We start from the raw sequence: 23,057 nt of genomic DNA on the forward strand, positions 1-23,057 counted from the left end.
GGGCGGCGCCGCGCTCTGGCCCCACCTCGTCGCCCACGTGCTGCCCCAGGCCCTGCGCGACACCGCCCTGCTGCTCGCCGGGGTGGGCGTGCTGGTGGTGGTGCTGGGGGCGGGCTCCGCCTGGCTCGTGGCGGCCTACGACTTCCCCGGCCGGCGCCTGCTGGAGGCCGGGCTGCTCCTGCCGATGGCGGTGCCGACCTACATCGTCGCCTTCGCGTATCTCGACCTGATGCACCCGATCGGCCCGGTGCAGACCACCCTGCGCGACCTCCTCGGTTATGCCCGCCCGCGCGATTTCGTGCTGCCGGAGATCCGCTCGCTGCCCGGCTGCATCCTGCTCCTCGGCTTCGTGCTCTACCCCTACGTCTACCTGCCGACCCGGGCCCTGTTCCTGATGCAGGCCGCCAACCTCATCGAGGCGGCGCGGATGCTCGGGCGTCGGCCCTCCGCCACCTTCCTGCGGGTCGCCCTGCCGATGGCGCGGCCGGCCATCGCCCTGGGCGCGAGCCTCGCCCTGATGGAGGCCCTGAACGACATCGGCGCAGCGGAATTCCTCGGGGTGCGCACCCTGACGGTCCAGGTCTACGCCACCTGGGTGAACCGCTCGGATCTCGCCGGTGCGGCCCAGATCGCCCTCGTCATGCTGGTGGCCGTCGTCGCCCTGGTGGCCCTGGAGCGCTGGGCCCGGGCCGGGCGCGGCTTCTCGAGCGGCGCCCAGCGCCCGCGCCGCCTCGCCCGGCAGCGGCTGAGGGGCCTGCGCGCCGCGTCCGCCCTGGCCCTCGGCCTCGTGCCCGTGGCCGTCGGCTTCGCGATTCCCGCGACCTACCTCGTGCAGGCCGCCCTGCGTCGGGTGTGGCGCAGCGGGCTGCCGGAGACGATCCTGGCGGAGATCGGCCACACCCTGCTGTATGCGGGCGCCGCGACCGTGATCGCCGCCGCCCTGGGCTTCGTGGTGGCGGCGGGGCCGCGCCTCGTTGCCCGGCGCTGGGGCGAGGCGCTGATCCGGGTGGCGAGCCTCGGCTACGCGCTCCCCGGCGCGATCCTGGCCATCGGTCTCCTCGGGCCCCTGGCCTGGGCCGACGCCACTCTGTCGGCGGGGACGACGCGGCTCTTCGGCGTCGCCCCGGCGCTGATCGGCCTCGGCACCGGCGGGGCCCTCGTCACCGCCTATCTCGTCCGCTTCCTCGCGGTCAGCATCGGCACCTGCGAGGCCGGGCTGGCCCGCGTGCCCCGCAGCCTGCCCGATGCCGGGCGGATGCTGGGGCGCGGGCCGGGCGCGACCCTGTGGCGGGTCCAACTGCCCTTGGCCTGGCCGGCGGTGCTCAGCGGCGCGCTCTTGGTCTTCGTAGACTGCGTCAAGGAACTGCCCGCGACCCTGCTGCTGCGGCCCCTCAACGTCGAGACCCTGGCGACCCATCTCTACGGCGAGGCCGCGCGCGGCACCTACGAGGACGGTACGGTGGCGGCCCTCCTCATCGTCGCCGTCGGGCTCGTGCCGGTGGTGATCCTGCTCCGCCTCGGGACCCCGCGCCGCGAAGTCGACGCAGAACCTGCCGATCAGCGCTTGACGTAGCCGCGCCCCTCGCCCTAGAAGGCCCTCGGTCCGGGTGCGTAGCTCAGCGGGAGAGCATTCGCTTCACACGCGAAGGGTCACAGGTTCGATCCCTGTCGCGCCCACCATTTCCCTCGAAGCCTCTCCGCTGCTTCGACGACCCAATCCCAAACACTGACACGAGTCCGAGGCCGCCCATGGCGCCGCCGGTCCAGGACACGCCCGCGACGGGGGGCTCGCCCCCGCCTGGACCATGTTCGGGACGCCTGCGGCGACGAGGATGGGCATGGCTGGCTCCCCTCTTCCTCAGGCCGCCCCCAGGGGCGACGACCGGGACGGGGGCCGACGCTTTCCGCGCGCCTTGCGGCGCTCGGGTGCGGGATCCGGGAGCGCTCGGGGCGTCTCAGGCGACCTCGACGGATCGGGTCTTCGGAGCTCCGACCCGGCGGCGGGGCGCGACCAGCAGGACGAGGGCGCCGGCCGCCATGCAGACGATCGATCCGGCCAGCACGCCGACCTTGGTCTCGGCCTCGAGGTCCGGCGCGTCGGCGAAGGCCAGGAGGCCGATGAACAGGCTCATGGTGAAGCCGATGCCGCAGAGGAGCGAGACCCCGTAGACCTGCATCCATCCGGCCCCCGCCGGCCGCTGGGCGAGCCCGAGCTTCACCGCCGCGAGGACGAAGCCGAACACGCCGAGCTGCTTGCCGACGACCAGACCGAGGGCGACCCCGAGGGTCACGGGGTCGAGCAGCATCGCGGGCGTGAAGCCCGCCAGCGACACGCCCGCATTGGCGAAGCCGAAGATCGGCAGGATCAGGTAGGCCGACCAGGGATGGAGCGCGTGTTCCAGCCGGTGCAGGGGCGAGGTCGGATCGTCCGGCCGGCCGATGCTGAGCCGCAGGGGGATCGTCAGGGCCAGGAGCACGCCCGCCACCGTGGCGTGCACCCCGGATTTCAGGACGAAGACCCACAGCACCGCGCCGAGGACGAGGTAGGGCGCGAGGCGGCTGATGCCGGCCCGGTTCAGGCCGTAGAGCACCGCCAGGGTCGCGGCCGCCCCGCCCAGCATCGGCAGAGACAGGTCGGCGGTGTAGAACAGCGCGATGATGAGCACCGCGCCGAGGTCGTCGAGGATCGCCAGGGCGGTGAGGAACACCTTGAGCGAGACCGGCACCCGGGAGCCGAGCAGGGCCAGGATGCCGAGGGCGAAGGCGATGTCGGTGGCGGCGGGAATCGCCCAGCCGCGGAGGGTCTCCGGCGAGTGCCGGTTCACCGCCACGTAGACCAGGGCCGGCGCCGCCATGCCGCCGAGGGCGGCGAGGCCGGGCAGGATCCGGTCCGGCCAGGTCCGCAGGCGCCCATCCAGCATTTCGCCCTTGATCTCCAGACCGACGAGCAGGAAGAACAGCGCCATCAGGGCGTCGTTGATCCAGTGCAGGACGCTCAAGCCCCCGACCTTGGTCTGCAGGACCGCGAAGTAGCGCTCTGCCAGGGGCGAATTCGCCACCACGAGGGCGAGCACCGCGCTCGCCATCAGGACGAGGCCGCCGCCCGCCTCGGAGGTGAGCATCGACCGGAAGGCCGAGAACGGCCGGCGGAGCGGGGCAGGAGCTTGCATGGTCCTTTCCTTACGACACCTGGGCCGGGACACAACCGCGGCCGCCGGTGAAGCGATGAACGCCTCGGCGCCCCCGTCCCCCTGCGCCGAGGCTCGTGGGGCGCGAGCATGCCGGATCCCCCGAACGGCCCTCGGCCACGCCCCATCGCTCAAGGCCTCCTCGGCTCTGTCTCCCGGGTCCTTGAGCTCCGGGAGACTTGGAATGCACGTATTCATCCCTGGCGCTTGTCCTGTGCTGGGTCCCCGAAGACAGTTGCGTTCAGAGAAAGCGTGGGTCGTCCGCAATCTCTCCCGGACGCAGGACCCCGCCAAGACGCGCCGTGCGTTTACCAAGGGGCGCGAAGGACCTTGTCGAAACGGACGCCACCTGCAATCCCTGCAGGGCCCTCGATGATCGGGGCGCAACACCGACTGTCGCCATGCGCCGCCTGCACAGCATCGACTCGATCCGTGGTCTGGCCGCCCTGGCGGTCATCTACGCCCATACCGTCGAGTTCGGGTTGAAGACGCAGCTCGGTCCGTTTCCCCTCGAGCGCCTCGTCCTGTCCGGGCTGACCGAGTACATCGATGTCGGGAAGATCGCCGTGACGCTGTTCTTCGCGGTGTCGGGCTTCGTGGTGCCCTTCTCGCTGTTCAAGGCGGGAGACCGGCCGATCCTCGCCTTCGCCGTGTCGCGGTTCTTCCGCCTCTACCCCGCCTACTGGCTCTCGATCCCCTGCGGGCTGCTGGTCCTGTTCGTGTGGCCGGGCCGTGACATCCCCGCCGTGCTCGTGCCCGCCAACATCACGATGCTCCAGCAGTTTCTCGGCGTGGAGAACATCATCGCCCTGTACTGGACCCTGCAGATCGAGCTGATCTTCTACGGCCTCTGCGTCGGGCTCTTCGTCCTCGGGCGTCTCGACGATGCCGTCGGCGTCGTGCTGTCGGCCCTGGCCCTGATCGCGGCCGCCCTCGGCCTCGCCGCCCTGCGCTTCGTCCTCGAGCGGAAATTCCCGGTGGCCGTGCCCCTGTCCCTGGCGGTGATGTTCTGGGGACTGTGCCTGCGCTACCACGTCCTCGAGCGCCGGCCGGGCTGGGGCACCGCGCTCGCCGTGGTCACCGGCGCCCTCGTCTGTGCGATCCCGCTGGCGTCCGTGCTGGCCTACGGGCGCGACATGGGCTTTCACGAGAACTGGGTGAAGTACCTCGTCACCTACTGGGCCGCGATGGCGCTGTTCGCCCTGCTGTCCCTGACGCTGCGCATCGAGGGGCGGCTGTTCACCTACCTGGGCGCCATCAGTTACTCGATCTACCTGTTCGGGCCGGTGGTCCAAGGGGTGCTCGAGCATGCGCTGGCCGGGTACGCGCCGGTCGTCCCGATCCACCTGTTCGCGGCCACGACGGCACTCGCGACCGTCGCGGTCGCGGCGCTGGTCTATCGCTGGATCGAAGCGCCCGCCATCGCGCTGGGCCGCCACGTCATCCGTCGCCACCTCCTGTCGACCTCCGACGCAGGGCGGGACGCGCGCTCCCCGGTCGCTCCGCTGGTCGGACGCTCCGAGATCTGAGCCCGCCGCCGGGGCGACGCGGCGAGGCCCTCTGCCCCGGGATCGGCGGCTCGCGCGCCATCGGGACGGGCTTATCGGGCTTGCTGGGGTGCCCCCGTCCTGGCATGGACCCCGCGACGGGCGGTCTCCCGTCCGTCCAGCCGCCGTCAGGACCGAATCGCCATGCCGCACGTGACCGTGAAGATGTACCCGGGCAAGACCGACGCCGAGAAGACGGAGATGGCCGAGGCCATCGCGGCCGCCCTGATGGCCAGTGCCGGAACCGCCGAGCGGGCGATCTCGGTGTCGATCGAGGACGTGGCCCAGGCGGATTGGGAGGCGCAGGTCTACCGCCCCGAGATCGTCGGCCGGCCCGAGACCGTGTTCAAGAAGCCGGGCTACACCCTGCCCTGAGCCCCGGCCCTCATCCTTTCGATCCCTGGAACGGGCGCAGCAGCCAGGCGAGGCGGCCGGCATCGTCGTCCCGGGCGTCCGGCGCCGGCTGGTCGGCCGACGGCTCGGAGGCCTTCGGCGCGCTGGCATCCTGCATGATCTGATCGAGGGGAGAGGGCAGCTCGGCGCCGTACTCGTTCAAGAGCAGGGCCGCATCGAGCAGGAAGCGGATCTGGTCGTCCGGGACGGGACGGCCCTGGATCTGCGCGTCGAGCACGGTCCGCGCGAAGAGGGCGGCCAGCCGCGACAGCTCGGGCAGCCGGTCGGGGGGCGCCCCGGCCCGGATCGATGACGCTGGAGCGGCACTCACCCGCAATCTCCCTGTCTGGATCGCGCGACTTCGACGCGCGTCGCGCATGTCAGGCCCTGTATACCGCGCGTTTCTCACCAGTTCGTTGAGTTCCGACGGCGGCATTTCCGCCGCGCCGGGCGACGAAGGCCCGAACCCAGGAGCCGGGTTCAGGCTCGCGCAGCGTCCGACCCAGGCCCGCCGGCCGGGGGACGTGTCCTAGCCGCCGCCAGGATCGGTCTCGCCGTCCGGCTGCGCACCGCCCTTCGGACCCTTTCCGGGCTTGCCGTCGGTCTTTTCGTTGGGATCCATCACCGCGTCCGGCGCCGTGTTGGCCGGCTTGTCCTTTGGCGGATCCTTGTCGTCGGAGCCTGTCATCGCGTCACTCCTCGGGGGTGGCAGGGGGGGAACGGGGCCGGTCGGACTGTCCGTCGGACGAACCGCCGGCCGGCGTGGGATTGCGCCCCTTCGGAGCGCCGTCCCAGGCGGCGTTGCGGGCCGTATCCGTCTGACCGCCGGGGCCCTGCCGGGTGATCGCGGCCTGATCGGCCGACTGGCCGCCGCCGGCGACGGCCGGGTCGCCGGGCTTTCCGACATCGGAATCGGGCTTGCGCGTGCCCACGATGGGGATGTGATCGTTCGGCATGCCTACGCCCCCGCATCCTGGCCGTTGGGCGCGGTGGCGCGGTCGATGGCCTCGCGGGTCGCGCCCGAGGTTTCGGTCTTCCGCGCGGCCGCGCCGATCTCCTCCATGGTCGCGGGGGGCGCCTCGCCGCCCTGCACCGCAGGCTCGGATCCGGGGGGCGCGCCCTGCGTCGGCGTCCCGGCGTGGCGGTCGGCGTCCATCTCCTTCGGCGCGCTGCCCGCGCGCGGCTCGTCGGTCATGATGTCCTCCTGCTGTTGCAGGCTCAACCCGGCGCCAGCCCCGAGGTTGCTTCGCTCCAGGCGGCACGGGCCTCGCGAAGGCGGGCCCGGTCGGCCTCGAGCGGCAGCGCCGCCTCGGCGCGCAGGAGGGCCAGGTCGGCCTGCGCGTGGGCGGCCGCCCGGACGGCCGGACTCCCGAGATCCGCGAGGGCGGCGAGGGCCTTCTGCAGCCGCAGGCCGATCGTCACGTCCGACGCGCCGTCGCGGGCGATGGGGTCGAAGGCATCCGCGAGAAGGTCGTCGGCGCCGAGGCCGGGCACGCGCAGATGCGGATAGACCCGCGCCTCGGGCGCGACGGCGCGGCGCGCGTCCCAGAGGCCGAGCACGCGCACCAGGGTGCCGATGACAGCGACGGCCGTCCCGGGATCGTTGACCGCCGGCGACAGGGCGCGCTGGGCCACCTCCGCGAGGACGATGAGCCCGAAGCGCGGATCGTCGTCGAAGCTGCGCCGGTCGCCGACGACGAAGGCCTCGGTGATCCGGTCCCGCAGGCCGTCGTCGACGGCGCCATCGACCGCCACCAGGAGGCGTCCGGGGTGGACGAAGGCGCCCGGCAGGGCCGCCAGGTGGAGGGTGAGGCCGTGGGCCCCGGCCAGCGCGTCGAGCCGGGCCGCATCGACCTGCTGGACGTAGCCCGTCGCTGCGGCGGCGATCCGGGTCGCGCCGGGCGGTGCCGGCTGCCAGGGCAGGCCGCCGAGATGGGGCGCCGCGGCGCGCCGCCCCAGGGCATCGCCGGCCGCGGCCTCGATGGCGCCGATGGTCTCGCCGACCCGGCCGAGATGCGACAGGGTGTCGATCCAGCGTACCAGCGTCACCACCACGCTGACGAGGACCAGCAGGGTCAGGCCGAACAGGATCACCCGTCCCTGGCTGCCGTAGACATGGGTCTTGAGGGCGATGAGGCCGACGACGCTGTAGACGAAGGCGCCGATGAAGCTCGCGACGGCCGTCTGCGCACGGGTGTCGCGCATCAGCAGGGTCACGGCGCGGGGCGTCACGGTGTTGGTGGCCCCGCCATAGGCCTGCACGATGGTGGAGAGCGAGAACGTCGCCACCGGCAGCATGCTGGTCGCCAGGACGGAGAGGATCTGGTCGACGGCGTCGGCACCGATCGAGGCGCCGAGGTCCGCCGGCACCATCGGCGCCAGGACGGCCGAGACCAGGGCGGCCCCGACGCCGCCGACGCTGAAGGCGCCGACGCGGATGAAGGGGCGCCGCCCCCAGCGGCGGAGGGCATAGAGGGCGGTGGACATGACGGCGGCTCTCGGGCGAGCCTCGCGGGGCAGGGCTCGCGAGCCGGATACGCGACCTTCGGGCGCTCCGGGAGCGAGGCCCGGAGCGCCCGTGCGGTTCTGATCCCAAATCCGCTGGCTCCCCACGGGATGGCGGATGTGGGCTCCGATCAAGCGCCGCGCCGGTTCGACGATCCGGGCACCGCTTCGATCGAGCGAACCCCGTATCAGAGGCCGTCGAACAGGGCCGAGGAGATGTACCGCTCGGCGAAGGAGCAGGCGACGGTGACGATGCGCTTGCCGCGGAAATCGGGGCGTGCGGCGAGCTTCAGGGCCGCGGCCACGTTGCCGCCGGTGGAGATGCCGCCGGGAATGCCCTCGAGACGCGACAGCTGACGCGCGGTGTCGAAGGCCTCCTGGTTCGAGACCGTGATGACCTCGTCGATGATCGATTTGTCGAGGTTGTCGGGGATGAAGCCGGCGCCGATGCCCTGGATCTTGTGGGGCCCGGGCTGGCCGCCGGAGATGACCGGCGAGTCGGTGGGCTCGACGGCGACGATCTTCAGGCCGGGCAGGCGCGGCTTCAGGACCGAGCCGACACCCGTGATGGTGCCGCCCGTGCCGACGCCGGCCACGAAGGCGTCGAGATGGCCCTGGGTGTCGTTCCAGATCTCCTCGGCCGTCGTCTTGCGGTGGATCTCGGGGTTGGCCGGGTTCGAGAACTGCTGGGGCATGATCGCGCCCGGGATCTCGTTGAGGAGTTCCTCGGCCTTGGCGATGGCGCCCTTCATGCCCTGCGGGCCGGGGGTCAGGGCGAGCTCGGCGCCCAGGAAGGCCAGCATCTTGCGGCGCTCCAGCGACATGGTCTCGGGCATGACCAGGATGAGGCGGTAGCCGCGCGCGGCCGCCACGAAGGCGAGGGCGATGCCGGTGTTGCCGGAGGTCGGCTCCACCAGCGTGCCGCCCGGCTTCAGCTTGCCGGAGGCCTCGAGGGCGTCGATCATGTTGACGCCGATGCGGTCCTTCACGCTCGCGATCGGGTTGAAGAACTCGAGCTTGAGCAGGATCTCGGCATCGACCCCGTGCTCCTTGGTGATCCGGTTGAGACGGACCAGGGGCGTGTTGCCGATGGTCTCGGTGATCGAGCCGAAGATGTGGCCGTGGCCCGGCGTGCGGGGCGAGGCGGGGCTCTGGGACTCGGCCATAGATCTCTCCTGAACAGCGTGCGGATTGCGTCCCGGAGGCCGGCGCAAGGGCGTGCCGGATCCCGCCTGGAACGAACTCAGGGCCGGGAGATATCGTGTCGTTTCTGTCGAGGCAATCGACAAAGACCCGAGATCAAAGACAATCCTTCTCCGTCGGCAACGAAGCTGCCGACTTGGAGTAGTCTTCACCTGCGGTGGTCGAGAAATGGAGAAGTTATTTCTTCGTCCGGCGATCTGCCGGGCGCGCGGCCGGGATCAGTGCGTCAACAGGGCGGCGCAGAGCATCACCATCGTGGCGACGACCGGGCTGGCGGTGACGATCATCGCGGCGCCCGCATGGAGCCCCTGGGGCCAGGTGTAGCGGGTCTCCTCGCGCAGCCCGGGCCGGAGGCCGTTGCTGCCGGTGGTCCATTCCACCCTGGTGCCCATCGCGTTCTCCCCATCCGCCGAAACGCTCGGCGGCCGGGCTCAGGAGGCACGGTGGGGCTTGAAGGGCGGGTAAATCCGCGGCCGCGACCGCGGATCGTCGTCAATGGAAGCTTAAAACCGTCGGACGGCTCAGAGGGCGCGGTCGAAGCGCAGCTCGCCCTTCTGGCTCTTGATCACCAGCTGAGATCCGACCAGGTCCCACTGCCCGGCGGTGCGCAGGGCGATGAAGAAGTCCTGCTCGCTGGCGCCGAGGCCCTTGTCGCAGGGCTTCTTGGTCAGGGCGAGCGGGCCGACCGCGAGGTGCTGCTCCTTGAGCGGGAAGGCGGTGGCCGCGAAGGTGTTGCAGCCGCCGTAGCCGCGGGCCCGGTACTGCTTGTCGATGGTGAAGCTCGGGCGGTCGTTGCCGCCGAAGGGCTTGCCGTTCAGGCTCACCGCCGTCCAGGTGGCATCGAGGGGGAAGATCTTTTCCTGGGGCTTGGCCGCCGGAACGTACTGCTTCTTCTCGGGCTTCTCGCGGCCCTCGCGGCCGAAGCCCGTGACGTTGTTCCCCATCTGGGCGGTCGCCGCCGTGGTTATGGCTCCCGTCATGGCCCCGGCCGCGATGGCGCCGGCCACCATGGCGATTCGGATCGCTCTCATCGTCTGGCCCCCTCACAAGCGCGCTTCGCGTCGCGTCGAACGTTGCAACCCTGCCGGCCTGTCTCGGCGCTCGGCGCGGCTGGTGCGCACGGAACCGCTCGGAACAGGACGGGCCCTGCGGCCAATCGGATAAGATTCCAGCACAAATATGGTCAAGGCCGCGGGCGTGGGATTCGACGGGACGCCGCCGCGATCCCCCGTTAACCGGCCGGCGGACCGGTTTGCGTTGAACGAACCGGCCGGGTTTCCGTTGACCGGCAGAGCATAGAGCAGGGAGTTGATGCGGTGACGGGATCGGACGAGGGAACCCCAAGCGGATTGCAGCCCGAGGCCGCGGGTCCGAACACCATCACCCCGGCGCAGTCGCGGGCGGCCCGCGCCCTTCTGAACTGGTCGGAGGCCGACCTCGCGGGCCGGCTCGGGCTCGGAGCGGATTTCGTGCGCGACTTCGAATCGGGCGGCCGGGAGCAGCCCTCCGGCCAGGTCGAGGCCCTGCGCAGCACGTTCATGACCCATGGCGTGGTGTTCAGCCAGGAGGGCGGGTCGGACGGGGTCCGCCTCAGCGGGCAGGGACGCGGCGAGGGTACGCGGCTGGACGCCCTCAACACCGAGAACGACCGTTAGGCGCCCTTGACGAGCGCCTTGAGGTCCCGGGCCGGATCGGCGGCCGCCTCCGGCGTCAGCGGAAGGCCGAGGCCCAGGATGCGCCGGGCCGCCATGTGGTCGGCGGGCCGGTCCACGGTCTCGACGCCGCTCAAGTGCCCGTCGCGGAAGCGGAACACCGACAGGCCGCCCTCGGTGGGGCGGACGACGCTGGCATCGTCGGGCCGGGTCAGGCCGGCGATCTGCAGCTTGTGCGGGCCCTGGTCGCTCCAGAACCAGGGCACGGCCGCGTAGGCGACCGGGCGTCCGGTGAGCCGGGCGGCGAGGCACCGGCCCTGATCCAAGGCGTTCTGCACCGATTCGATGCGCACGGGCTGCCCGTCCGCGAAGCGGCTCGGCACGCGGGCGCAGTCGCCCAGGGCCGAGATCGCCGGATCGGAGGTCGCCAGGAAGGGGTCGGCGTGGATCCCGTCGCCGACGGCGAGGCCCGCCGCTTCGGCGAGGTCCTGGTTCGGGACGACGCCGATGCCGACGAGGACGAGATCGGCATCGATCGCCGATCCGTCGGCGAGCCGGACCCGGGCCACGCGGCCCGCCTCGGCCTCCAGCGCCTGGACCCCGGCCCCGAACGCGAAGGTGACGCCGGCAGCGGTGTGCGCCTGCGTGAAGAATCCGGCGGTCTCGGCCGAGACCGCCCGCGCCATGGGCCGGTCCGCGGCCTCGATCACCGTCACGGGGCGGCCGGATCCGGCGCAGAGGCCGGCGAATTCCAGCCCGATGAAACCGGCGCCCACGATGGCGATGGCGCGCGCGGCCCCGCGGGCGGCCTTCAGCGCATCGGCGTCGGCCAGGGAGCGCAACTGGTGCACCCCCGGCAGGTCGGCGCCCGGCACCGGCAGCCTCCGGTTGCGCGCGCCGGTGGCCAGGACGAGGTGATCGTAGGCCAGGGTGGCGCCGTCGCTGAGGCGCACCTGCCGGGCCGCCCGGTCGATCGCCGTGGCGGACACGCCGGATCGGCGCGCGATGCGGTGCTCGTCGAAGTAGGCGGCGGGTCGCAGGCACAGGCCGACCGCATCGGTCTTGCCGGCGAGGTAGGCCTTCGACAGGGGCGGCCGCTGATAGGGCAGGCCCTCGTCGCCCAGGAGCGTGACGGGATCGGTGAAGCCCGCCTCGCGCAGGGAGGCCGCGACCTGGAAGCCGGCCTGGCCGGCGCCGACGATGACGACACCGGCCGCGCTCATGCCTCGAACTCCGCGGTGACGGGGGAGGGGTTCGGCGACAGCCGGAGCTGGGGCAGCCAGCGCCCGCCATCCTGGGCGATGTAGTCCCAGAAGGCCGCCGCCGCCGGCCCGAGCACCTTGTCGGCCCGGCGCACCGCGTACCAGTCGCGCCGGATCGGAAGGCCCTGGACGTCGAGGATCGCGAGGCGCCCGCTCTCGAGCTCGGCCGCCACCGTGTGGGCGGAGATGAGGGCGATGCCGAGCCCCGCCATCACCGCCTGCTTGATGGTCTCGTTCGAGCCGGAATCGATGCCGAGCCGCGCCCGCTTGATCATGACCCCGGCCATGAACTCCTCGAACACCGTGCGCGTGCCCGAGCCCTCCTCGCGGACCAGGAACGATTCCTGGGCGAGTTCGGCCCGGGTCAGCCCGGTTCGGCCCACGAGGGGGTGATGCGGGCCGGCGATGATCACGATGGGGTGCGGGCCGAAGATCTCGGCCTCGATGGCGAAATCCCGGGGCGGACGCCCCATGATGGCGAAATCGATCTCGTAGTTGCGCAGCGCCTCGACCATGTTGCCGCGGTTTCCCACCGTGAGGTTGATCTCCACCGCCGGGTGCAGCCCGATGAAGCCCGCGATCACGCCCGGGGCGAAGTACTTGGCCGTGGAGACCACGCCCATCGCCACGCGACCGCTGCTGCCGCCCTTCAGGGTTTCCAGGCGGTCGGCACAGGTCTCCAGCACCGTGTTGATGCTGTTGATCGCCCAGAGCATTTCGCGGCCCGCATCCGTGGGTTTCAGCCCGGTGGGCGTCCGGTCGAACAGCATGAGGCCCGCCTCCTCCTCCAATTGGCGGATGCGGGCGTAGAGCGCGGCCGAAGTGACGTTGAGCTCCTGGGCGGCGCGCGTCATGGTGCCGAGGCGGGCGACGGCGGCGACCGCCTGGAGCTGTTTGAGAGAGAGGTTGCGCATCAGGCTTTTCTAGTTTTTTTGGAATCGCTCGCAAGTTTTTTCAGAATTCTTTCGGTGATACCATAGGGGCCTGCGCGGCATGGATGCGCCGCGGGCACTGGTGCCCGCGGGGGCACTCGTGCCAAGGGCAGGATGCGAGGGCGGGTCGATCCCGGGCGGCGCTCCGACCTGAGACGTCACGGTCGGGCAGGCCGAACCTCCGGGACGGCAAGGCGGCCGGCAGCCGAGACGGCTCGGGCAATCAAGTCGACCCGGGCAGTCAAGTCGGCCGGACCCCCGGCCAGGAATGGAAGAAGGACGGACATTCATGTCGACGGTGTCTCTGGAGTTCGGGTCCACCCTGGCGGACTGCCTCGCGAAGACCGTGGCGGCCGATGGGCGGCTCGCCGACGCGGCGGCCGTGATCGCGGCCTGCGCCGAAGCGGCGGTCGATGTCAGCGAGGTGATCGGCCGGGGCATGCTCGGCGGTGCCGACCTCGCCGCCACCGGCGACCACAACAGCGACGGCGACGTCCAGAAGGCCCTCGACGTCCTCGCGCACGAGCGCTTCACGGAAGCCCTGCGCGGCGCCCCCGTGGCGGTGGTGGCCTCCGAGGAGGCCGAGGGCATGATGCCGCTCAATTCCGGCGCCCCCCTCGCGGTGGCGATCGATCCCCTCGACGGCTCGTCGAACATCGGCGTGAACATGGCGGTGGGCTCGATCTTCGGCATCCGCCCGGTCGTGGCCGGTGCCGCGGACTCGATCGCCGCCTTCACCACCCCGGGCTCCGAGCAGATCGCCGCCGGCTTCGTCACCTACGGGCCCGCCACCTCCCTGGTGATCACCCTCGGCCACGGCACCCAGATCTACACCCTGGACCGGGCGACGCGGACCTTCCGCCTCACGCATCCGCGCATCGAGGTGGTGGCCGCGGCCAAGGAATACGCGATCAACGCCTCGAACGCCCGGAACTGGGACGGCCCGGTGAAGGCCTATATCGAGGATTGCCTGCGCGGCTCCGAAGGCCCGCTGGACAAGGACTTCAACATGCGCTGGCTCGGCTCGCTGGTGGCGGACGCCCAGCGCGTGCTCCTGCGCGGCGGCGTGTTCCTCTATCCGGGCGACAACCGGAAGGGCTACGCGCAGGGCCGCCTGCGCCTCCTCTACGAGGCCGCCCCGATCGCCATGCTGATGGAGCAGGCGGGGGCCGGGGCCATCGACGGCGAGCGTCGGATTCTCGACATCCGCGCCACCGGCATCCACGAGCGCGTGCCGCTGATCTTCGGCTCCCTCGACGAGGTCGCCTGCGTGGCCAAGTACTACGATGGCCGCAACGCCGCCGCCGGTCGCTCGCCCCTGTTCGGGCAGCGCGGCCTGATGCGCAGCTAGCGCGCCCGCACGGGACAGCACGCACACAGATGTCGGCGCGTCACCCCATCATCTCGGTCACCGGCTCCTCGGGGGCCGGGACCACCTCGGTCCGCAACACCTTCGAGCAGATCTTCCGCCGCGAGGACGTGAGCGCGGTCTACATCGAGGGCGATGCGTTTCACGCCTACGATCGCGACACCATGCGCCGCATGATGGTCGCGGAGCCGAACCTCAGCCACTTCGCGCCGCGCGCCAATCTCCTGCCGGAGCTGGAGGAGGTCTTCCGCACCTACGGCGAATCCGGAGGCGGCCGCACCCGGCACTACGCCCACGATGCGGCGGACGCGGCGCTCTACGGCACCGAGCCCGGCACCTTCACGGACTGGGAGGCGTTCGCGCCGGGATCCGACCTGCTGTTCTACGAGGGCCTGCACGGCTGCGTCGTCGACGACAACGTCGACATGGCCCGCTACGCCGACCTGAAGATCGGCGTGGTGCCGGTGATCAATCTCGAGTGGATCCAGAAGCTGCACCGGGACCGCTCGTTCCGGGGCTATTCCACCGAGGCCGTCACCGACGTGATCCTGCGGCGGATGCCCGACTACGTGCAGACCATCTGCCCGCAATTCACCTGGACCGACATCAACTTCCAGCGGGTGCCGACGGTGGACACCTCGAACCCCTTCATCGCCCGCTGGATCCCGACGGCCGACGAATCGCTGGTGGTGATCCGCTTCAAGGACCCCAAGGGCATCGACTTCTCCTACCTGATCTCGATGATCCAGGGCTCCTTCATGAGCCGCGCCAATTCGATCGTCATCCCGGGCGGCAAGCTCGACCTTGCCATGCAGCTCATCCTGACCCCGATCATCATGCAGCTCGTCGAGCGCAAGCGCCGCATGGCCTGAGCGCGGTCACGAGGCTCCGGAGGAACCCACCATGAACGGCCCGATCATCTCGCCCTCGATCCTCTCGGCGGATTTCGCCGCGCTCGGCGAGGAGGTGCGCGCGGTGTCCGAGGCCGGGGCCGACTGGATCCACCTCGACGTGATGGACGGACACTTCGTGCCCAACCTCACCTTCGGCCCGGCGGTGATCAAGGCCCTGCGGCCGCACTCGACCAAGCCCTTCGACGTGCACCTGATGATCGCCCCGGCCGATCCCTACCTCGCGGCCTTCGCGGAGGCCGGCGCCGATGCGATCTCGGTGCATGTGGAGGCCGGCCCGCACATCCACCGCTCGCTCCAGGCGATCCGGGATCTGGGCAAGCGCGCCGGCATCGCCCTCAATCCGGGGACGCCGGCCTCGGCGATCGAGCCGCTCCTCGACCTCGTCGACCTCGTCCTGGTGATGACGGTCAATCCGGGCTTCGGCGGCCAGAGCTTCATTCCCTCGACCCTGGAGACCATCCGGCGGATCCGGGCGATGACCGCCGGCCGCGCGATCGACATCGAGGTCGACGGCGGCATCGGCCCCGAGACCGTGGCCCTGGCCGCCCGCGCGGGCGCCAACGCCTTCGTGGCCGGCAATGCCGTGTTCAAGGGCGGGCCGGCCGGCTACGCGGACCGGATCGCGGCGATCCGCGCGGGCGCTGCGGCGGTCGGGGGCGGTCCCCTCTCATGCTGAGGGCGCTGATCTTCGACGTCGACGGGACGCTCGCCGAGACGGAGGACCTCCACCGGCAGGCCTTCAACGGCGCCTTCGCGGATCTCGGCCTGCCCTGGTCCTGGTCCCCGGCCCGCTACGCCGATCTTCTGACGGTGATGGGCGGCAAGGAACGCCTGCGCCACTACGTCGAGACCGAGCACGCCGACGCGGTCGAGACCCTGCGCCCGCGCCTGGGCGACATCCACGACCGCAAGACCCGGCGCTATGGCGACCTCGTGGAGGGCGGCAGCCTCGCCCTGCGCCCCGGGGTGGGCCGCCTGATCGCGGAGGCGCGGGCGGCCGGGCTCAAGCTCGCGGTGGCCAGCACGACGAGCCGACCCAACGTCGACACCCTGCTGCGGATCAACTTTCCCGCGGGCGACGTCCCCTTCGACGTCATCGCCTGCGGCGACGAGGCGCCGCGCAAGAAGCCGGCCCCCGACGTCTTCGATCTCGCGCTCGCGCGCCTCGAGGTCTCGGCCTCGGAGGCGATCGCCTTCGAGGATTCCGCCGCCGGCATCCGCTCGGCCCTCGATGCCGGATTGCCGGTGATCGCCACGCGCAGCCGCTACACCGAGAGCCACCGCCTCGACGGGGCGTTCTCGGCGGTCTCCGATCTCGGCGAGCCCGGTGCCCCCCACCGGCACCTGTCCGGATATGCCTGGCCGGACGGCGTCGTGACCGTGGCCGCCCTGCGCGACTGGCACGCGCGGGGCACCGGCTGAGAGCGGACGTCAGGGCCCGGGGCGCCGCGTCCCGCCGCGTCCGGGCGGCGCGCCCTCGGCGCGGGTCGGAAACAGCATCGCGCCGGCGACGATCCCGAGCGCGCCCGCGAGGCCGAGCTTGAGCCAGCGCGGTGTCGTCGGCGCGTCCCGATGGGTCTGCGCGTCCGGCCCGGGCCGGGCGCGGAAATCCCTGCCGGAGCTTTCGGGCCGTGCCCGATCGATGGCCTGCTGTGTCATCGCCCCAGGATAGTCCCTGTCCGCCGGATAGCCATGGGGGATACCGCCCGCGGCCGCGCACGCTGCGGCGCAGCGTTGTCAGGGGCGCGGCCCGCGGCCTATAAGCCGGCCAACCCCGTTTCCGTCCGGCTTCGCGGACCCGCCGCCCCGGCACATGGCCCCGGCACCTGGCCCCCGCGATCCGGTCTCGTTCCTACCAGTCTAGGGTCACGTCATGGCCGGCCATTCCCAGTTCAAGAACATCATGCACCGGAAGGGCCGCGTCGACGCGGTCCGCTCGAAGCTGTTCGGCAAGCTCGCCCGCGAGATCACCGTCGCGGCCAAGCTCGGGCTGCCGGACCCGGCGATGAATGCGCGTCTGCGCGCCGCCATCATCGCGGCCCGCGCCGAGAACGTGCCCAAGGACAACATCGAGCGCGCGATCAAGAAGGCGCAGGGGGCCGATGCGGAGAGCTACGACGAGATCCGCTACGAGGGCTACGGCCCCGGCGGCGCCGCCCTGATCGTCGAGGCGCAGACCGACAACCGCAACCGCACGGCCAGCGATGTGCGCTCGGCCTTCACGAAGTCGGGCGGCAGCCTGGCGGAGACGGGCGCCGTCTCCTTCATGTTCGACCATGTCGGGGTGGTGGAGTTCGACGCCAAGGTGGCGGATGCCGACACCATGCTGGAGGCCGCCATCGAGGCCGGCGCCGACGACGTGCGCTCGGACGAATCCGGCCACGAGATCACCTGCGCGCAGGAGGCCTACGGCGAGGTCTCGAAGGCCCTGGAGGCCCGCTTCGGCGAGCCGCGCCGCACGGCCCTCGTGTGGAAGGCGCAGAACACCATCGAGGTCGACGACGAGACCGGCGAGAAGCTGATCCGCCTCGTCGAGGTGATCGAGGACCAGGACGACGTCCAGAACGTCTTCGTGAACTTCGCGCTCTCGGACGCCCTGATGGAGAAGCTCCAGGGCTGATCGAAGCCGGCCCGTCAGGCGGCCTTCAGGGTTTCGAGGACGCGGTTCACCTCGGTGCCGAGCTGATCGGCCTCCTGCGCCAGCGCGGAGGCCGAGACGAGAACCGAGGCGGCCGCGGCACCCGTCGCTTCGGCCGACTGGGCGACGCCCCCGATGGTGTCGGTGATCGCCCCCGTGCCGGTCGCCGCCGCGCCCACGTTGCGGATGATCTCCCGGGTCGCGGAGCCCTGCTGGTCCACCGCCGCCGCGATGGCGTCCGCGGTCCGGCTCATGGTGCGGATCTGCGCGGCGATGGCCTCGATGGCCGTCACCGCCTCGCCGGTCGTCCCCTGGATCGCGTGGATCTGCTGCGTGATCTCCTCCGTCGCCCGGGCGGTCTGGCTGGCGAGTTCCTTGACCTCGGCGGCCACAACGGCGAAGCCGCGACCGGCCTCGCCGGCCCGTGCCGCCTCGATCGTCGCGTTGAGGGCGAGCAGGTTGGTCTGGCCGGCGATGCCCGAGATCAGGCCGACGACGTCCCCGATCCGGGCCGCGCCCGTGCTCAGGGCGTGAACCAGGCGGCCGGTGGCATCGGCCTGCCCCACCGCGCCCTGGGCCATCCGGGCCGAATCCGCGACCTGCCGGCCGATCTCCGCGACGGTGGCGCCGAGTTCCTCGGCCGCACCGGCCACCCGACCGACATTCTGCGCGGCCATCTCGGCGGCGCCGACCACGGACCCGGCGCGCCCCGCCGTGCCCTCTGCCGTTCCCGTCATGGTCTGCGCGCTGCCCTGCAGCGCCCCCGCCGCCTGCGTGACCCGGCTCAGGATGCCGCTCACCGTCGACTCGAAGGACCGGGCGGTCTGCCGCAGGGCGGCCCTGCGCTGCGCATCGGCGCCCGCCCGCGCCAGCGCGGTCTCCGATTCCAGAGCCTGCATGCGCTCCATCTGGGCGCGGATGGCGCCCTCGGAGGCCGCCTGCGCCGCGAAGGCCGTCGCGAGGGTGCGGGCGACCCAGGCCAGCACGCCCGTTTCGAGGATCAGGATGACCGCGTGCAGCATCACGCGGGCGAGGTCCGAGCGCTGGGCGGCGCCGGAGAAGATCAGGGCCGGCATCGCAAGGTTCAGGGTGAGGTGGTGCCCGGCGACGGCGGCGGCGCAGGCCACCAGGATGGTCCAGTCGCACCAGGCGACGCTCACCGCCAGGCCGGCGAAGAAATACATGTGCAGGTCGACCTGCCACGGATGCCCGGCGAAGGCCGAGAGCAGGATCGCGGCCATGCCGATCAGGGACAGGCTGCTCACCAGCCGGGTCGCCGGGCCGATGGCGGAGCGCCGCCACATCAGCGTGCTGAGGCCGGCGAGGCCGCCGGCGACCGACACCGGCACCAGCATCGGATTGCCGGCGATCCAGGCCGCGAGCACGACGATCGGCAGGTGCAGCCAGAGGAGGCCGATGAGGAAGCGGCCGAAACGCTGCCGAAGGGTGTCGAGGGTCGTCATCGCCGGGTCGGATCCAGAGGGGAGCGTCGGGGTCTTCGGGTCGGAGCGATCAGGTTCGCGAGGCGGGCGTGCAGCCCGTCGCGAACCGGGCGTCGGGGACGAGCCGGGCTCCGGACGCGTCGAGCCGGGAGACGCGGTCGGAGGATCCGGCGCGCGCCGCCAGACCGGCCGGCAGGATCGGGGTCGCGAGGATCGCCACGGGTCCGCGGAGCCGGTTCGGGCGATGGGCCTGGGCGTCGATCACGAGGAAACCCGTCCGCCTGAATGGTGTCCTGTGAGAATACGGGCGAACAGTCTAAGGAGCGGTTACAGGGCCGTCTGGGATCGGGGAGGTCCCCGCGCCGGTCTGCCTGTCTCGTCCGATCGATCCGCGTCCTTCGTAAAGACCGCCCCGCGCGGACGCATCGCGTCCGTTTGGTCCGACGAGAGGTCCGGATTTCCTTGCGACGGGTTTGTTCGGTCCGTCGCGCCACCGCGGCCGCCATCGCCGCGGCGCGGATTGGCATAACGCTCCGTTCACGGTATGTCCCTAACGCTCGGACGGCGCGATCTTCGCGCCCGGAGCCGCGCCAGCCATGACCCAGTCCGCATGACCGTTCCCGTTCGCATCCTCGGCATCGATCCGGGCCTGCGGCGCACCGGCTGGGGCGTCGTCACGGCCACGGGGACCAAGCTCGCCTACGTCGATTGCGGCGTCGTCACCTCGGACGGGGACCTGCCGCTCGCCCTGCGCCTGCGCGAGCTCTACGAGGGCATCACCCGCATCGTCGGGGCCTTCCAGCCGGACGAGGTCTCGGTCGAGGAGACCTTCGTCAACAAGGACGCGCAGGCGACGCTGAAGCTCGGCCATGCCCGCGCGGTGGCGCTGCTGGTCCCGGCGCTCGCCGGCATGCCGGTGTTCGAGTATTCCGCCAACCTGATCAAGAAGACGGTCGCGGGCTCGGGACATGCCGACAAGGTCCAGATCCAGGCCATGGTGAAGTTCCTGCTGCCGAAGGCCGAGTTCAAGGTGGCCGACGCGGCGGATGCGCTCGCCATCGCCATCACCCACAACAGCCACCGGGGCGCCCATGCCCTCAAGCGCCAGCACGCCCCCGTGGCCGGGACGAGCAGCCTGGCGGCGGCCCGCATCGCGGCGGCCCTGGCGCGCACCTGACCGCGCCGCGCCCTGGACTCCGCCCGGGCGCTTGTGCAGTGCCTCTGTGCGCGACGCGCGCGCGGGGCGGAGATCGAACGGAATGGCCCACCAGGGAACGACGCGGCCGGCGCTGCCGGTCGGCGAGACGCTGCGGGAGGGCGTGCGGTCCGCGCTTCCGGCGATCCGCGCCCTCGGCTCGGCGACCACCGCGGCGTTCCTCGTCGTCCTGGCCAAGGAGGCGGCCCACACGCTGATGGGCGACCCGACGCGGCCCGCGCGCTTCCAGGACGACCTCTTCCTGGTCGACGGCCTCTGCACGATCCTGCTCGCCCCCTACTGGATGGCGATGTTCCGGCTCCTCCTCGGGGCCGACGGCTCCGTGCGGGCGGTCGTGGCGGGCCGGGCGGGGCCGTTCCAGGACTTCCTCGCCCTCGAGCTGTTCTGGCTCCTGGTCAGCGGGGTGCTGGACCGGGGCCTCTCGCCGGAGCGGCTCGGTCCGGGTCCGCTGATCGTCGGCCTGCTCGCCTGGATCGCCCTCCTGCTCCTGCAGATCTGGACCAGCCTGCTCGCGCCGGCCCTGGCGGTCGGCGCCCCCGAGGCGACCCTGCGCGGCGTGCTCGCGATGACCCGCGGATCGGCCGCCCGGATCGGCGTGATCCTCGTGGCCACGATCCTGCCGCTCGGCCTCGTGGACCGGATGCTGCACGCGCCCGAGCGCTCCGGGGCCGACCTGCCCCCCGTCGTCCTGGCCGTCCGGATCCTCGCCTCCAGCCTGATCGACATGGCGCTGCTCGTCCTGGTGACGGCCCTCCTCGCCGCGATCTACCGGCGCCTGGGGCCGCCGGGGCGCGGCCTCACTCCACGGCCTTGAACTCGCCCTCGAGCCGCAGGGACACCTCGTCGCCGAGGAGCGGCAGGAAGGCGTTGATGCCGAAATCCGAGCGTTTAATCACCGCCCGTCCGTCGAAGCCGACCGTGTAGGCCTGGTTCACCGGGTTGATCCCGGCCTGGTTGAAGGTGGCGTCGAAGGCCACCGGCCGCGTCACCCCCTTGAGCGTCAGGTCGCCGTTGACCCGCGCGGTGGCGGGGCTCGTCGGCTCGATGCTGGTCGCGGTGAACGTGGCCTTGGGGAACTTCGCGGTATCGAAGAAGTCCGGCGCCTTAAGGTGCTGGTTGAGCCGGTCGTCGAGGCCGTTGACGCTGTCGGTGCCGATGGTGACCGTGAGGGTGGATTTGGCCGGCTCCTTCGGGTCAAGCACCGCCTGCGCGGTCACGTCGGTGATCTGGCCGTAATAGGTCGAGAAGCCGAGGTGGCTCACCGACCAGGTGATCTTGCCGTGGGCGGAATCGAGCACGTAGGCGCCCGGACGCACCTGGGTTGGATCGCTGGAGGGCGCGGCCGGTGCCGGCGGGGTCGGTGCCGGTGCCGGCGTCTCGGCCGCCCGGGCCGCGCCGGCGGTGAACAGGAGCCCGGAGGCGAGGAGCAGCGCGGTCTGGCGCATCGAGACGGTCATCCGTGTGTGTCGGGCAGGGCGCCTTTGATTTCACGAACGCCGCGCGGCCTCAAGGCGGGCCGGCCGCCGTCGCGACGGAGCACATGGCGCTCGGGCGCGCCGGCCTGTAGGCAATCCGCCGACGGATGGGCATCCGGCGGCGCGAGGGATGGGCGAGGCGATGATCGGCAAGCTGAAGGGCGTGGTGGATTCCTATGGCGAGGATTTCGTGATCCTCGACGTGCAGGGCGTCGGCTACGTGGTCCACTGCTCCGCCCGGACGCTCCAGCGCCTGCCCGGCATCGGCGAGGCGGCGGACCTCGCCATCGAGACCCATGTCCGGGAGGACATGATCCGGCTCTACGGCTTCCGCTCGGATGCCGAGCGCGAGTGGTTCCGCCTGCTCCAGACCGTGCAGGGCGTGGGCAGCAAGGTCGCCCTCGGCCTGCTCTCGGTGCTCGAGCCCGGGGCTCTCGCCTCGGCCATCGCCATGGGCGACAAGGGCGCGGTGGCGCGGGCCCCCGGTGTGGGCCCGCGCCTCGCTGCCCGCCTCGTGGCGGAGCTGAAGGACAAGGCGCCGGCCTTCGCGCCCATCGATCCCGCGGTGATCGCCCTGTCCGGTGCGGTGGAAGCCCACACGGCGCCGCAGCCCGTCGCCGACGCCATCTCGGCCCTGGTCAACCTCGGCTACGCCCCGGTCCAAGCCTCCGCGGCGATCGCCGAGGCCCTCAAGAACGCGGGCGAGGGCGCCGAGGCGAAGACCCTCATCCGGCTGGGATTGCGCGAACTCGCCCGGTGACGGCCCGTCGATCGTTGGCGTGCGACGGAATTGTGCCCTTGACGCTCGCCATTCCCGTTGCCAGTTTGGAAGGAGACAGCTAACCTGCTGAAAGTAAAGCAGTTTTCAATTATTCTAATCTACGCGCCAATCCGATGCACGGGCTCAGCTTTTGCGCTCTGGCGTCAACACCGCCTCAGATTCGACGAAGTGGCCGGGTGAAACCCCCACCCGGCGGCCTCTACCCGACACGCGAGCCACGCACGAGTCACGGTCCCGCATGATCGTCTGTTCCTGCAACGTCCTGTCCGATCGCGCGGTGCGCGCCTGCCTGCATCGCGGCCCGGATTGTCCGCGCACGCCGGCCCAGGTCCAGGCCTGCCTCGGGTGCAGCCCGAAATGCGGGCGCTGCGCCCGGACCATCCGCGGCATCCTGCAGAACGCCCTCGAAAATGCCCGCGATGAGGCCGCGCATGCGTGCACGGCGACTTGCGCGAGCTCCTGTAGTTTGGTCAAGGTCCAGGCTGCGGAGGAGGGGATCGCCGCCTGAGCGCCCATTCCGGGTGCTGAAGCTCCCCTCCG

At 71.5% G+C, this 23,057-nt stretch carries 28 protein-coding genes and 1 tRNA gene; 14 read left to right on the top strand and 15 right to left on the bottom strand.

Translation table 11 applies throughout. The annotated features are described in order from the left end of the window. A partial coding sequence (locus AC6EUL_RS16815) for an ABC transporter permease (RefSeq protein WP_499871444.1) occupies positions 1-1,573 on the top strand: 1,573 nt, incomplete at its 5' end. Between the two features lie 32 nt (positions 1,574-1,605). Further along, a tRNA-Val gene (locus AC6EUL_RS16820) sits at positions 1,606-1,680 on the top strand. Between the two features lie 275 nt (positions 1,681-1,955). Here AC6EUL_RS16820 and nhaA read toward each other — a convergent pair. Further along, the gene (gene nhaA / locus AC6EUL_RS16825) at positions 1,956-3,170 is read right to left on the bottom strand and encodes a Na+/H+ antiporter NhaA (RefSeq protein WP_499871446.1); all 1,215 of its coding nucleotides are present in this window, start codon (positions 3,168-3,170) and stop codon (positions 1,956-1,958) included. A gap of 419 nt (positions 3,171-3,589) precedes the next feature. Here nhaA and AC6EUL_RS16830 point away from each other — a divergent pair, with 419 nt between their 5' ends. Beyond that, a complete protein-coding gene (locus tag AC6EUL_RS16830) occupies positions 3,590-4,717 on the top strand; it encodes an acyltransferase family protein (protein ID WP_499871448.1) in 1,128 nt (375 codons plus the stop codon). A 162-nt stretch (positions 4,718-4,879) separates the two neighbouring features. Continuing rightward, positions 4,880-5,110 carry a tautomerase family protein gene (locus AC6EUL_RS16835; RefSeq protein WP_499871449.1) on the top strand — a complete coding sequence of 77 codons (231 nt, stop codon included), beginning with the start codon at positions 4,880-4,882 and terminating at the stop codon, positions 5,108-5,110. A 10-nt stretch (positions 5,111-5,120) separates the two neighbouring features. Here AC6EUL_RS16835 and AC6EUL_RS16840 read toward each other — a convergent pair whose 3' ends face one another. The 8 genes from AC6EUL_RS16840 to AC6EUL_RS16875 all read right to left on the bottom strand — a co-directional run bounded on the left by AC6EUL_RS16840 (position 5,121) and on the right by AC6EUL_RS16875 (position 9,867). Beyond that, a complete protein-coding gene (locus AC6EUL_RS16840; RefSeq protein ID WP_499871451.1) occupies positions 5,121-5,459 on the bottom strand; it encodes a hypothetical protein in 339 nt (112 codons plus the stop codon). 198 nt (positions 5,460-5,657) lie between these two features. Beyond that, positions 5,658-5,816: a hypothetical protein gene (locus AC6EUL_RS16845; protein ID WP_200917592.1), complete on the bottom strand. Its 159-nt coding sequence runs from the start codon at positions 5,814-5,816 to the stop codon at positions 5,658-5,660. A 4-nt stretch (positions 5,817-5,820) separates the two neighbouring features. Next, positions 5,821-6,084, bottom strand: a complete 264-nt coding sequence (locus AC6EUL_RS16850) for a hypothetical protein (RefSeq protein WP_056275174.1) — start codon at positions 6,082-6,084, stop codon at positions 5,821-5,823. 2 nt (positions 6,085-6,086) lie between these two features. Then, on the bottom strand, positions 6,087-6,323 hold the full coding sequence (locus AC6EUL_RS16855) for a hypothetical protein (RefSeq protein ID WP_499871454.1): 237 nt from the start codon (positions 6,321-6,323) through the stop codon (positions 6,087-6,089). Between the two features lie 23 nt (positions 6,324-6,346). Further along, the gene (locus AC6EUL_RS16860) at positions 6,347-7,615 is read right to left on the bottom strand and encodes a DUF2254 domain-containing protein (protein WP_499871456.1); all 1,269 of its coding nucleotides are present in this window, start codon (positions 7,613-7,615) and stop codon (positions 6,347-6,349) included. A 206-nt stretch (positions 7,616-7,821) separates the two neighbouring features. Next, entirely contained in the window at positions 7,822-8,799 is a 978-nt protein-coding gene (gene cysK, locus AC6EUL_RS16865; protein WP_056214417.1) for a cysteine synthase A, read from the bottom strand. Between the two features lie 255 nt (positions 8,800-9,054). Then, positions 9,055-9,228, bottom strand: a complete 174-nt coding sequence (locus AC6EUL_RS16870) for a hypothetical protein (protein WP_156389704.1) — start codon at positions 9,226-9,228, stop codon at positions 9,055-9,057. A gap of 129 nt (positions 9,229-9,357) precedes the next feature. Then, on the bottom strand, positions 9,358-9,867 hold the full coding sequence (locus AC6EUL_RS16875; RefSeq protein WP_499871459.1) for an META domain-containing protein: 510 nt from the start codon (positions 9,865-9,867) through the stop codon (positions 9,358-9,360). A 285-nt stretch (positions 9,868-10,152) separates the two neighbouring features. Between AC6EUL_RS16875 and AC6EUL_RS16880 the strand changes: the two genes are divergently transcribed. Then, positions 10,153-10,491, top strand: a complete 339-nt coding sequence (locus AC6EUL_RS16880) for a helix-turn-helix domain-containing protein (RefSeq protein WP_499871461.1) — start codon at positions 10,153-10,155, stop codon at positions 10,489-10,491. Here the strand turns inward: AC6EUL_RS16880 and AC6EUL_RS16885 are convergent. Together AC6EUL_RS16885 and AC6EUL_RS16890 are read right to left on the bottom strand one after the other, a co-directional pair. Then, positions 10,488-11,711, bottom strand: coding sequence for an NAD(P)/FAD-dependent oxidoreductase (locus AC6EUL_RS16885; protein ID WP_499871463.1), 1,224 nt, complete (start codon positions 11,709-11,711; stop codon positions 10,488-10,490). The genes AC6EUL_RS16880 and AC6EUL_RS16885 overlap by 4 nt on opposite strands. Further along, positions 11,708-12,664, bottom strand: a complete 957-nt coding sequence (locus AC6EUL_RS16890; RefSeq protein ID WP_499871465.1) for a LysR family transcriptional regulator — start codon at positions 12,662-12,664, stop codon at positions 11,708-11,710. The genes AC6EUL_RS16885 and AC6EUL_RS16890 overlap by 4 nt, the downstream gene beginning before the upstream one ends. A gap of 307 nt (positions 12,665-12,971) precedes the next feature. Between AC6EUL_RS16890 and AC6EUL_RS16895 the strand changes: the two genes are divergently transcribed. From AC6EUL_RS16895 to AC6EUL_RS16910, 4 genes are read left to right on the top strand one after another with little or no spacing between them, the layout of a single operon-like run. Further along, a complete protein-coding gene (locus tag AC6EUL_RS16895; RefSeq protein WP_499871467.1) occupies positions 12,972-14,033 on the top strand; it encodes a class 1 fructose-bisphosphatase in 1,062 nt (353 codons plus the stop codon). A gap of 29 nt (positions 14,034-14,062) precedes the next feature. Next, on the top strand, positions 14,063-14,923 hold the full coding sequence (locus AC6EUL_RS16900) for a phosphoribulokinase (RefSeq protein ID WP_056214436.1): 861 nt from the start codon (positions 14,063-14,065) through the stop codon (positions 14,921-14,923). 31 nt (positions 14,924-14,954) lie between these two features. After that, complete coding sequence (gene rpe, locus AC6EUL_RS16905; RefSeq protein ID WP_056214440.1) at positions 14,955-15,641, top strand: ribulose-phosphate 3-epimerase; 687 nt, start codon at positions 14,955-14,957, stop codon at positions 15,639-15,641. After that, a complete protein-coding gene (locus AC6EUL_RS16910; protein WP_499871470.1) occupies positions 15,635-16,387 on the top strand; it encodes an HAD-IA family hydrolase in 753 nt (250 codons plus the stop codon). The genes rpe and AC6EUL_RS16910 overlap by 7 nt, the downstream gene beginning before the upstream one ends. Positions 16,388-16,396: 9 nt before the next feature. Here AC6EUL_RS16910 and AC6EUL_RS16915 read toward each other — a convergent pair whose 3' ends face one another. Beyond that, positions 16,397-16,624: a hypothetical protein gene (locus tag AC6EUL_RS16915; protein WP_056214448.1), complete on the bottom strand. Its 228-nt coding sequence runs from the start codon at positions 16,622-16,624 to the stop codon at positions 16,397-16,399. Between the two features lie 214 nt (positions 16,625-16,838). On the opposite strand from AC6EUL_RS16915, the gene AC6EUL_RS16920 reads away from it, so the two are divergent. Continuing rightward, a complete protein-coding gene (locus AC6EUL_RS16920) occupies positions 16,839-17,585 on the top strand; it encodes a YebC/PmpR family DNA-binding transcriptional regulator (RefSeq protein ID WP_056214451.1) in 747 nt (248 codons plus the stop codon). Positions 17,586-17,599: 14 nt separating this feature from the next. Here AC6EUL_RS16920 and AC6EUL_RS16925 read toward each other — a convergent pair whose 3' ends face one another. Next, entirely contained in the window at positions 17,600-19,066 is a 1,467-nt protein-coding gene (locus AC6EUL_RS16925) for a methyl-accepting chemotaxis protein (RefSeq protein ID WP_499871473.1), read from the bottom strand. Positions 19,067-19,115: 49 nt separating this feature from the next. Further along, positions 19,116-19,310 carry a hypothetical protein gene (locus AC6EUL_RS16930; RefSeq protein ID WP_056275182.1) on the bottom strand — a complete coding sequence of 65 codons (195 nt, stop codon included), beginning with the start codon at positions 19,308-19,310 and terminating at the stop codon, positions 19,116-19,118. Positions 19,311-19,655: 345 nt separating this feature from the next. On the opposite strand from AC6EUL_RS16930, the gene ruvC reads away from it, so the two are divergent. Next, positions 19,656-20,222 (top strand): crossover junction endodeoxyribonuclease RuvC, encoded by a 567-nt coding sequence (gene ruvC / locus AC6EUL_RS16935; RefSeq protein ID WP_056214464.1) that lies wholly within the window; start codon positions 19,656-19,658, stop codon positions 20,220-20,222. An 82-nt stretch (positions 20,223-20,304) separates the two neighbouring features. Continuing rightward, a complete protein-coding gene (locus AC6EUL_RS16940) occupies positions 20,305-21,075 on the top strand; it encodes a hypothetical protein (RefSeq protein WP_499871475.1) in 771 nt (256 codons plus the stop codon). Here the strand turns inward: AC6EUL_RS16940 and AC6EUL_RS16945 are convergent. Beyond that, a complete protein-coding gene (locus AC6EUL_RS16945; RefSeq protein WP_499871477.1) occupies positions 21,059-21,706 on the bottom strand; it encodes a YceI family protein in 648 nt (215 codons plus the stop codon). The genes AC6EUL_RS16940 and AC6EUL_RS16945 overlap by 17 nt on opposite strands. A 172-nt stretch (positions 21,707-21,878) precedes the next feature. Here AC6EUL_RS16945 and ruvA point away from each other — a divergent pair, with 172 nt between their 5' ends. Beyond that, positions 21,879-22,496, top strand: coding sequence for a Holliday junction branch migration protein RuvA (gene ruvA, locus AC6EUL_RS16950; protein WP_499871479.1), 618 nt, complete (start codon positions 21,879-21,881; stop codon positions 22,494-22,496). Positions 22,497-22,755: 259 nt separating this feature from the next. Beyond that, positions 22,756-23,025 carry a (2Fe-2S)-binding protein gene (locus tag AC6EUL_RS16955; RefSeq protein ID WP_056214472.1) on the top strand — a complete coding sequence of 90 codons (270 nt, stop codon included), beginning with the start codon at positions 22,756-22,758 and terminating at the stop codon, positions 23,023-23,025. The last annotated feature ends 32 nt before the right edge of the window (positions 23,026-23,057 follow it).

It is taken from the genome of Methylobacterium sp. 001424705, assembly GCF_059816145.1.

What these genes read in the sequence shown, in the direction of transcription:
- nhaA (WP_499871446.1), bottom strand. Translation starts at nt 3,170, where the DNA reads ATGCAAGCTCCTGCCCCGCTCCGCCGGCCGTTCTCGGCCTTCCGGTCG.
- AC6EUL_RS16830 (WP_499871448.1), top strand. Translation starts at nt 3,590, where the DNA reads ATGCGCCGCCTGCACAGCATCGACTCGATCCGTGGTCTGGCCGCCCTG.
- AC6EUL_RS16835 (WP_499871449.1), top strand. Translation starts at nt 4,880, where the DNA reads ATGCCGCACGTGACCGTGAAGATGTACCCGGGCAAGACCGACGCCGAG.
- AC6EUL_RS16845 (WP_200917592.1), bottom strand. Translation starts at nt 5,816, where the DNA reads ATGACAGGCTCCGACGACAAGGATCCGCCAAAGGACAAGCCGGCCAAC.
- AC6EUL_RS16850 (WP_056275174.1), bottom strand. Translation starts at nt 6,084, where the DNA reads ATGCCGAACGATCACATCCCCATCGTGGGCACGCGCAAGCCCGATTCC.
- AC6EUL_RS16855 (WP_499871454.1), bottom strand. Translation starts at nt 6,323, where the DNA reads ATGACCGACGAGCCGCGCGCGGGCAGCGCGCCGAAGGAGATGGACGCC.
- AC6EUL_RS16860 (WP_499871456.1), bottom strand. Translation starts at nt 7,615, where the DNA reads ATGTCCACCGCCCTCTATGCCCTCCGCCGCTGGGGGCGGCGCCCCTTC.
- cysK (WP_056214417.1), bottom strand. Translation starts at nt 8,799, where the DNA reads ATGGCCGAGTCCCAGAGCCCCGCCTCGCCCCGCACGCCGGGCCACGGC.
- AC6EUL_RS16870 (WP_156389704.1), bottom strand. Translation starts at nt 9,228, where the DNA reads ATGGGCACCAGGGTGGAATGGACCACCGGCAGCAACGGCCTCCGGCCC.
- AC6EUL_RS16875 (WP_499871459.1), bottom strand. Translation starts at nt 9,867, where the DNA reads ATGAGAGCGATCCGAATCGCCATGGTGGCCGGCGCCATCGCGGCCGGG.
- AC6EUL_RS16885 (WP_499871463.1), bottom strand. Translation starts at nt 11,711, where the DNA reads ATGAGCGCGGCCGGTGTCGTCATCGTCGGCGCCGGCCAGGCCGGCTTC.
- AC6EUL_RS16890 (WP_499871465.1), bottom strand. Translation starts at nt 12,664, where the DNA reads ATGCGCAACCTCTCTCTCAAACAGCTCCAGGCGGTCGCCGCCGTCGCC.
- AC6EUL_RS16895 (WP_499871467.1), top strand. Translation starts at nt 12,972, where the DNA reads ATGTCGACGGTGTCTCTGGAGTTCGGGTCCACCCTGGCGGACTGCCTC.
- AC6EUL_RS16900 (WP_056214436.1), top strand. Translation starts at nt 14,063, where the DNA reads ATGTCGGCGCGTCACCCCATCATCTCGGTCACCGGCTCCTCGGGGGCC.
- rpe (WP_056214440.1), top strand. Translation starts at nt 14,955, where the DNA reads ATGAACGGCCCGATCATCTCGCCCTCGATCCTCTCGGCGGATTTCGCC.
- AC6EUL_RS16910 (WP_499871470.1), top strand. Translation starts at nt 15,635, where the DNA reads ATGCTGAGGGCGCTGATCTTCGACGTCGACGGGACGCTCGCCGAGACG.
- AC6EUL_RS16915 (WP_056214448.1), bottom strand. Translation starts at nt 16,624, where the DNA reads ATGACACAGCAGGCCATCGATCGGGCACGGCCCGAAAGCTCCGGCAGG.
- AC6EUL_RS16920 (WP_056214451.1), top strand. Translation starts at nt 16,839, where the DNA reads ATGGCCGGCCATTCCCAGTTCAAGAACATCATGCACCGGAAGGGCCGC.
- AC6EUL_RS16925 (WP_499871473.1), bottom strand. Translation starts at nt 19,066, where the DNA reads ATGACGACCCTCGACACCCTTCGGCAGCGTTTCGGCCGCTTCCTCATC.
- ruvC (WP_056214464.1), top strand. Translation starts at nt 19,656, where the DNA reads ATGACCGTTCCCGTTCGCATCCTCGGCATCGATCCGGGCCTGCGGCGC.
- AC6EUL_RS16940 (WP_499871475.1), top strand. Translation starts at nt 20,305, where the DNA reads ATGGCCCACCAGGGAACGACGCGGCCGGCGCTGCCGGTCGGCGAGACG.
- AC6EUL_RS16945 (WP_499871477.1), bottom strand. Translation starts at nt 21,706, where the DNA reads ATGCGCCAGACCGCGCTGCTCCTCGCCTCCGGGCTCCTGTTCACCGCC.
- ruvA (WP_499871479.1), top strand. Translation starts at nt 21,879, where the DNA reads ATGATCGGCAAGCTGAAGGGCGTGGTGGATTCCTATGGCGAGGATTTC.
- AC6EUL_RS16955 (WP_056214472.1), top strand. Translation starts at nt 22,756, where the DNA reads ATGATCGTCTGTTCCTGCAACGTCCTGTCCGATCGCGCGGTGCGCGCC.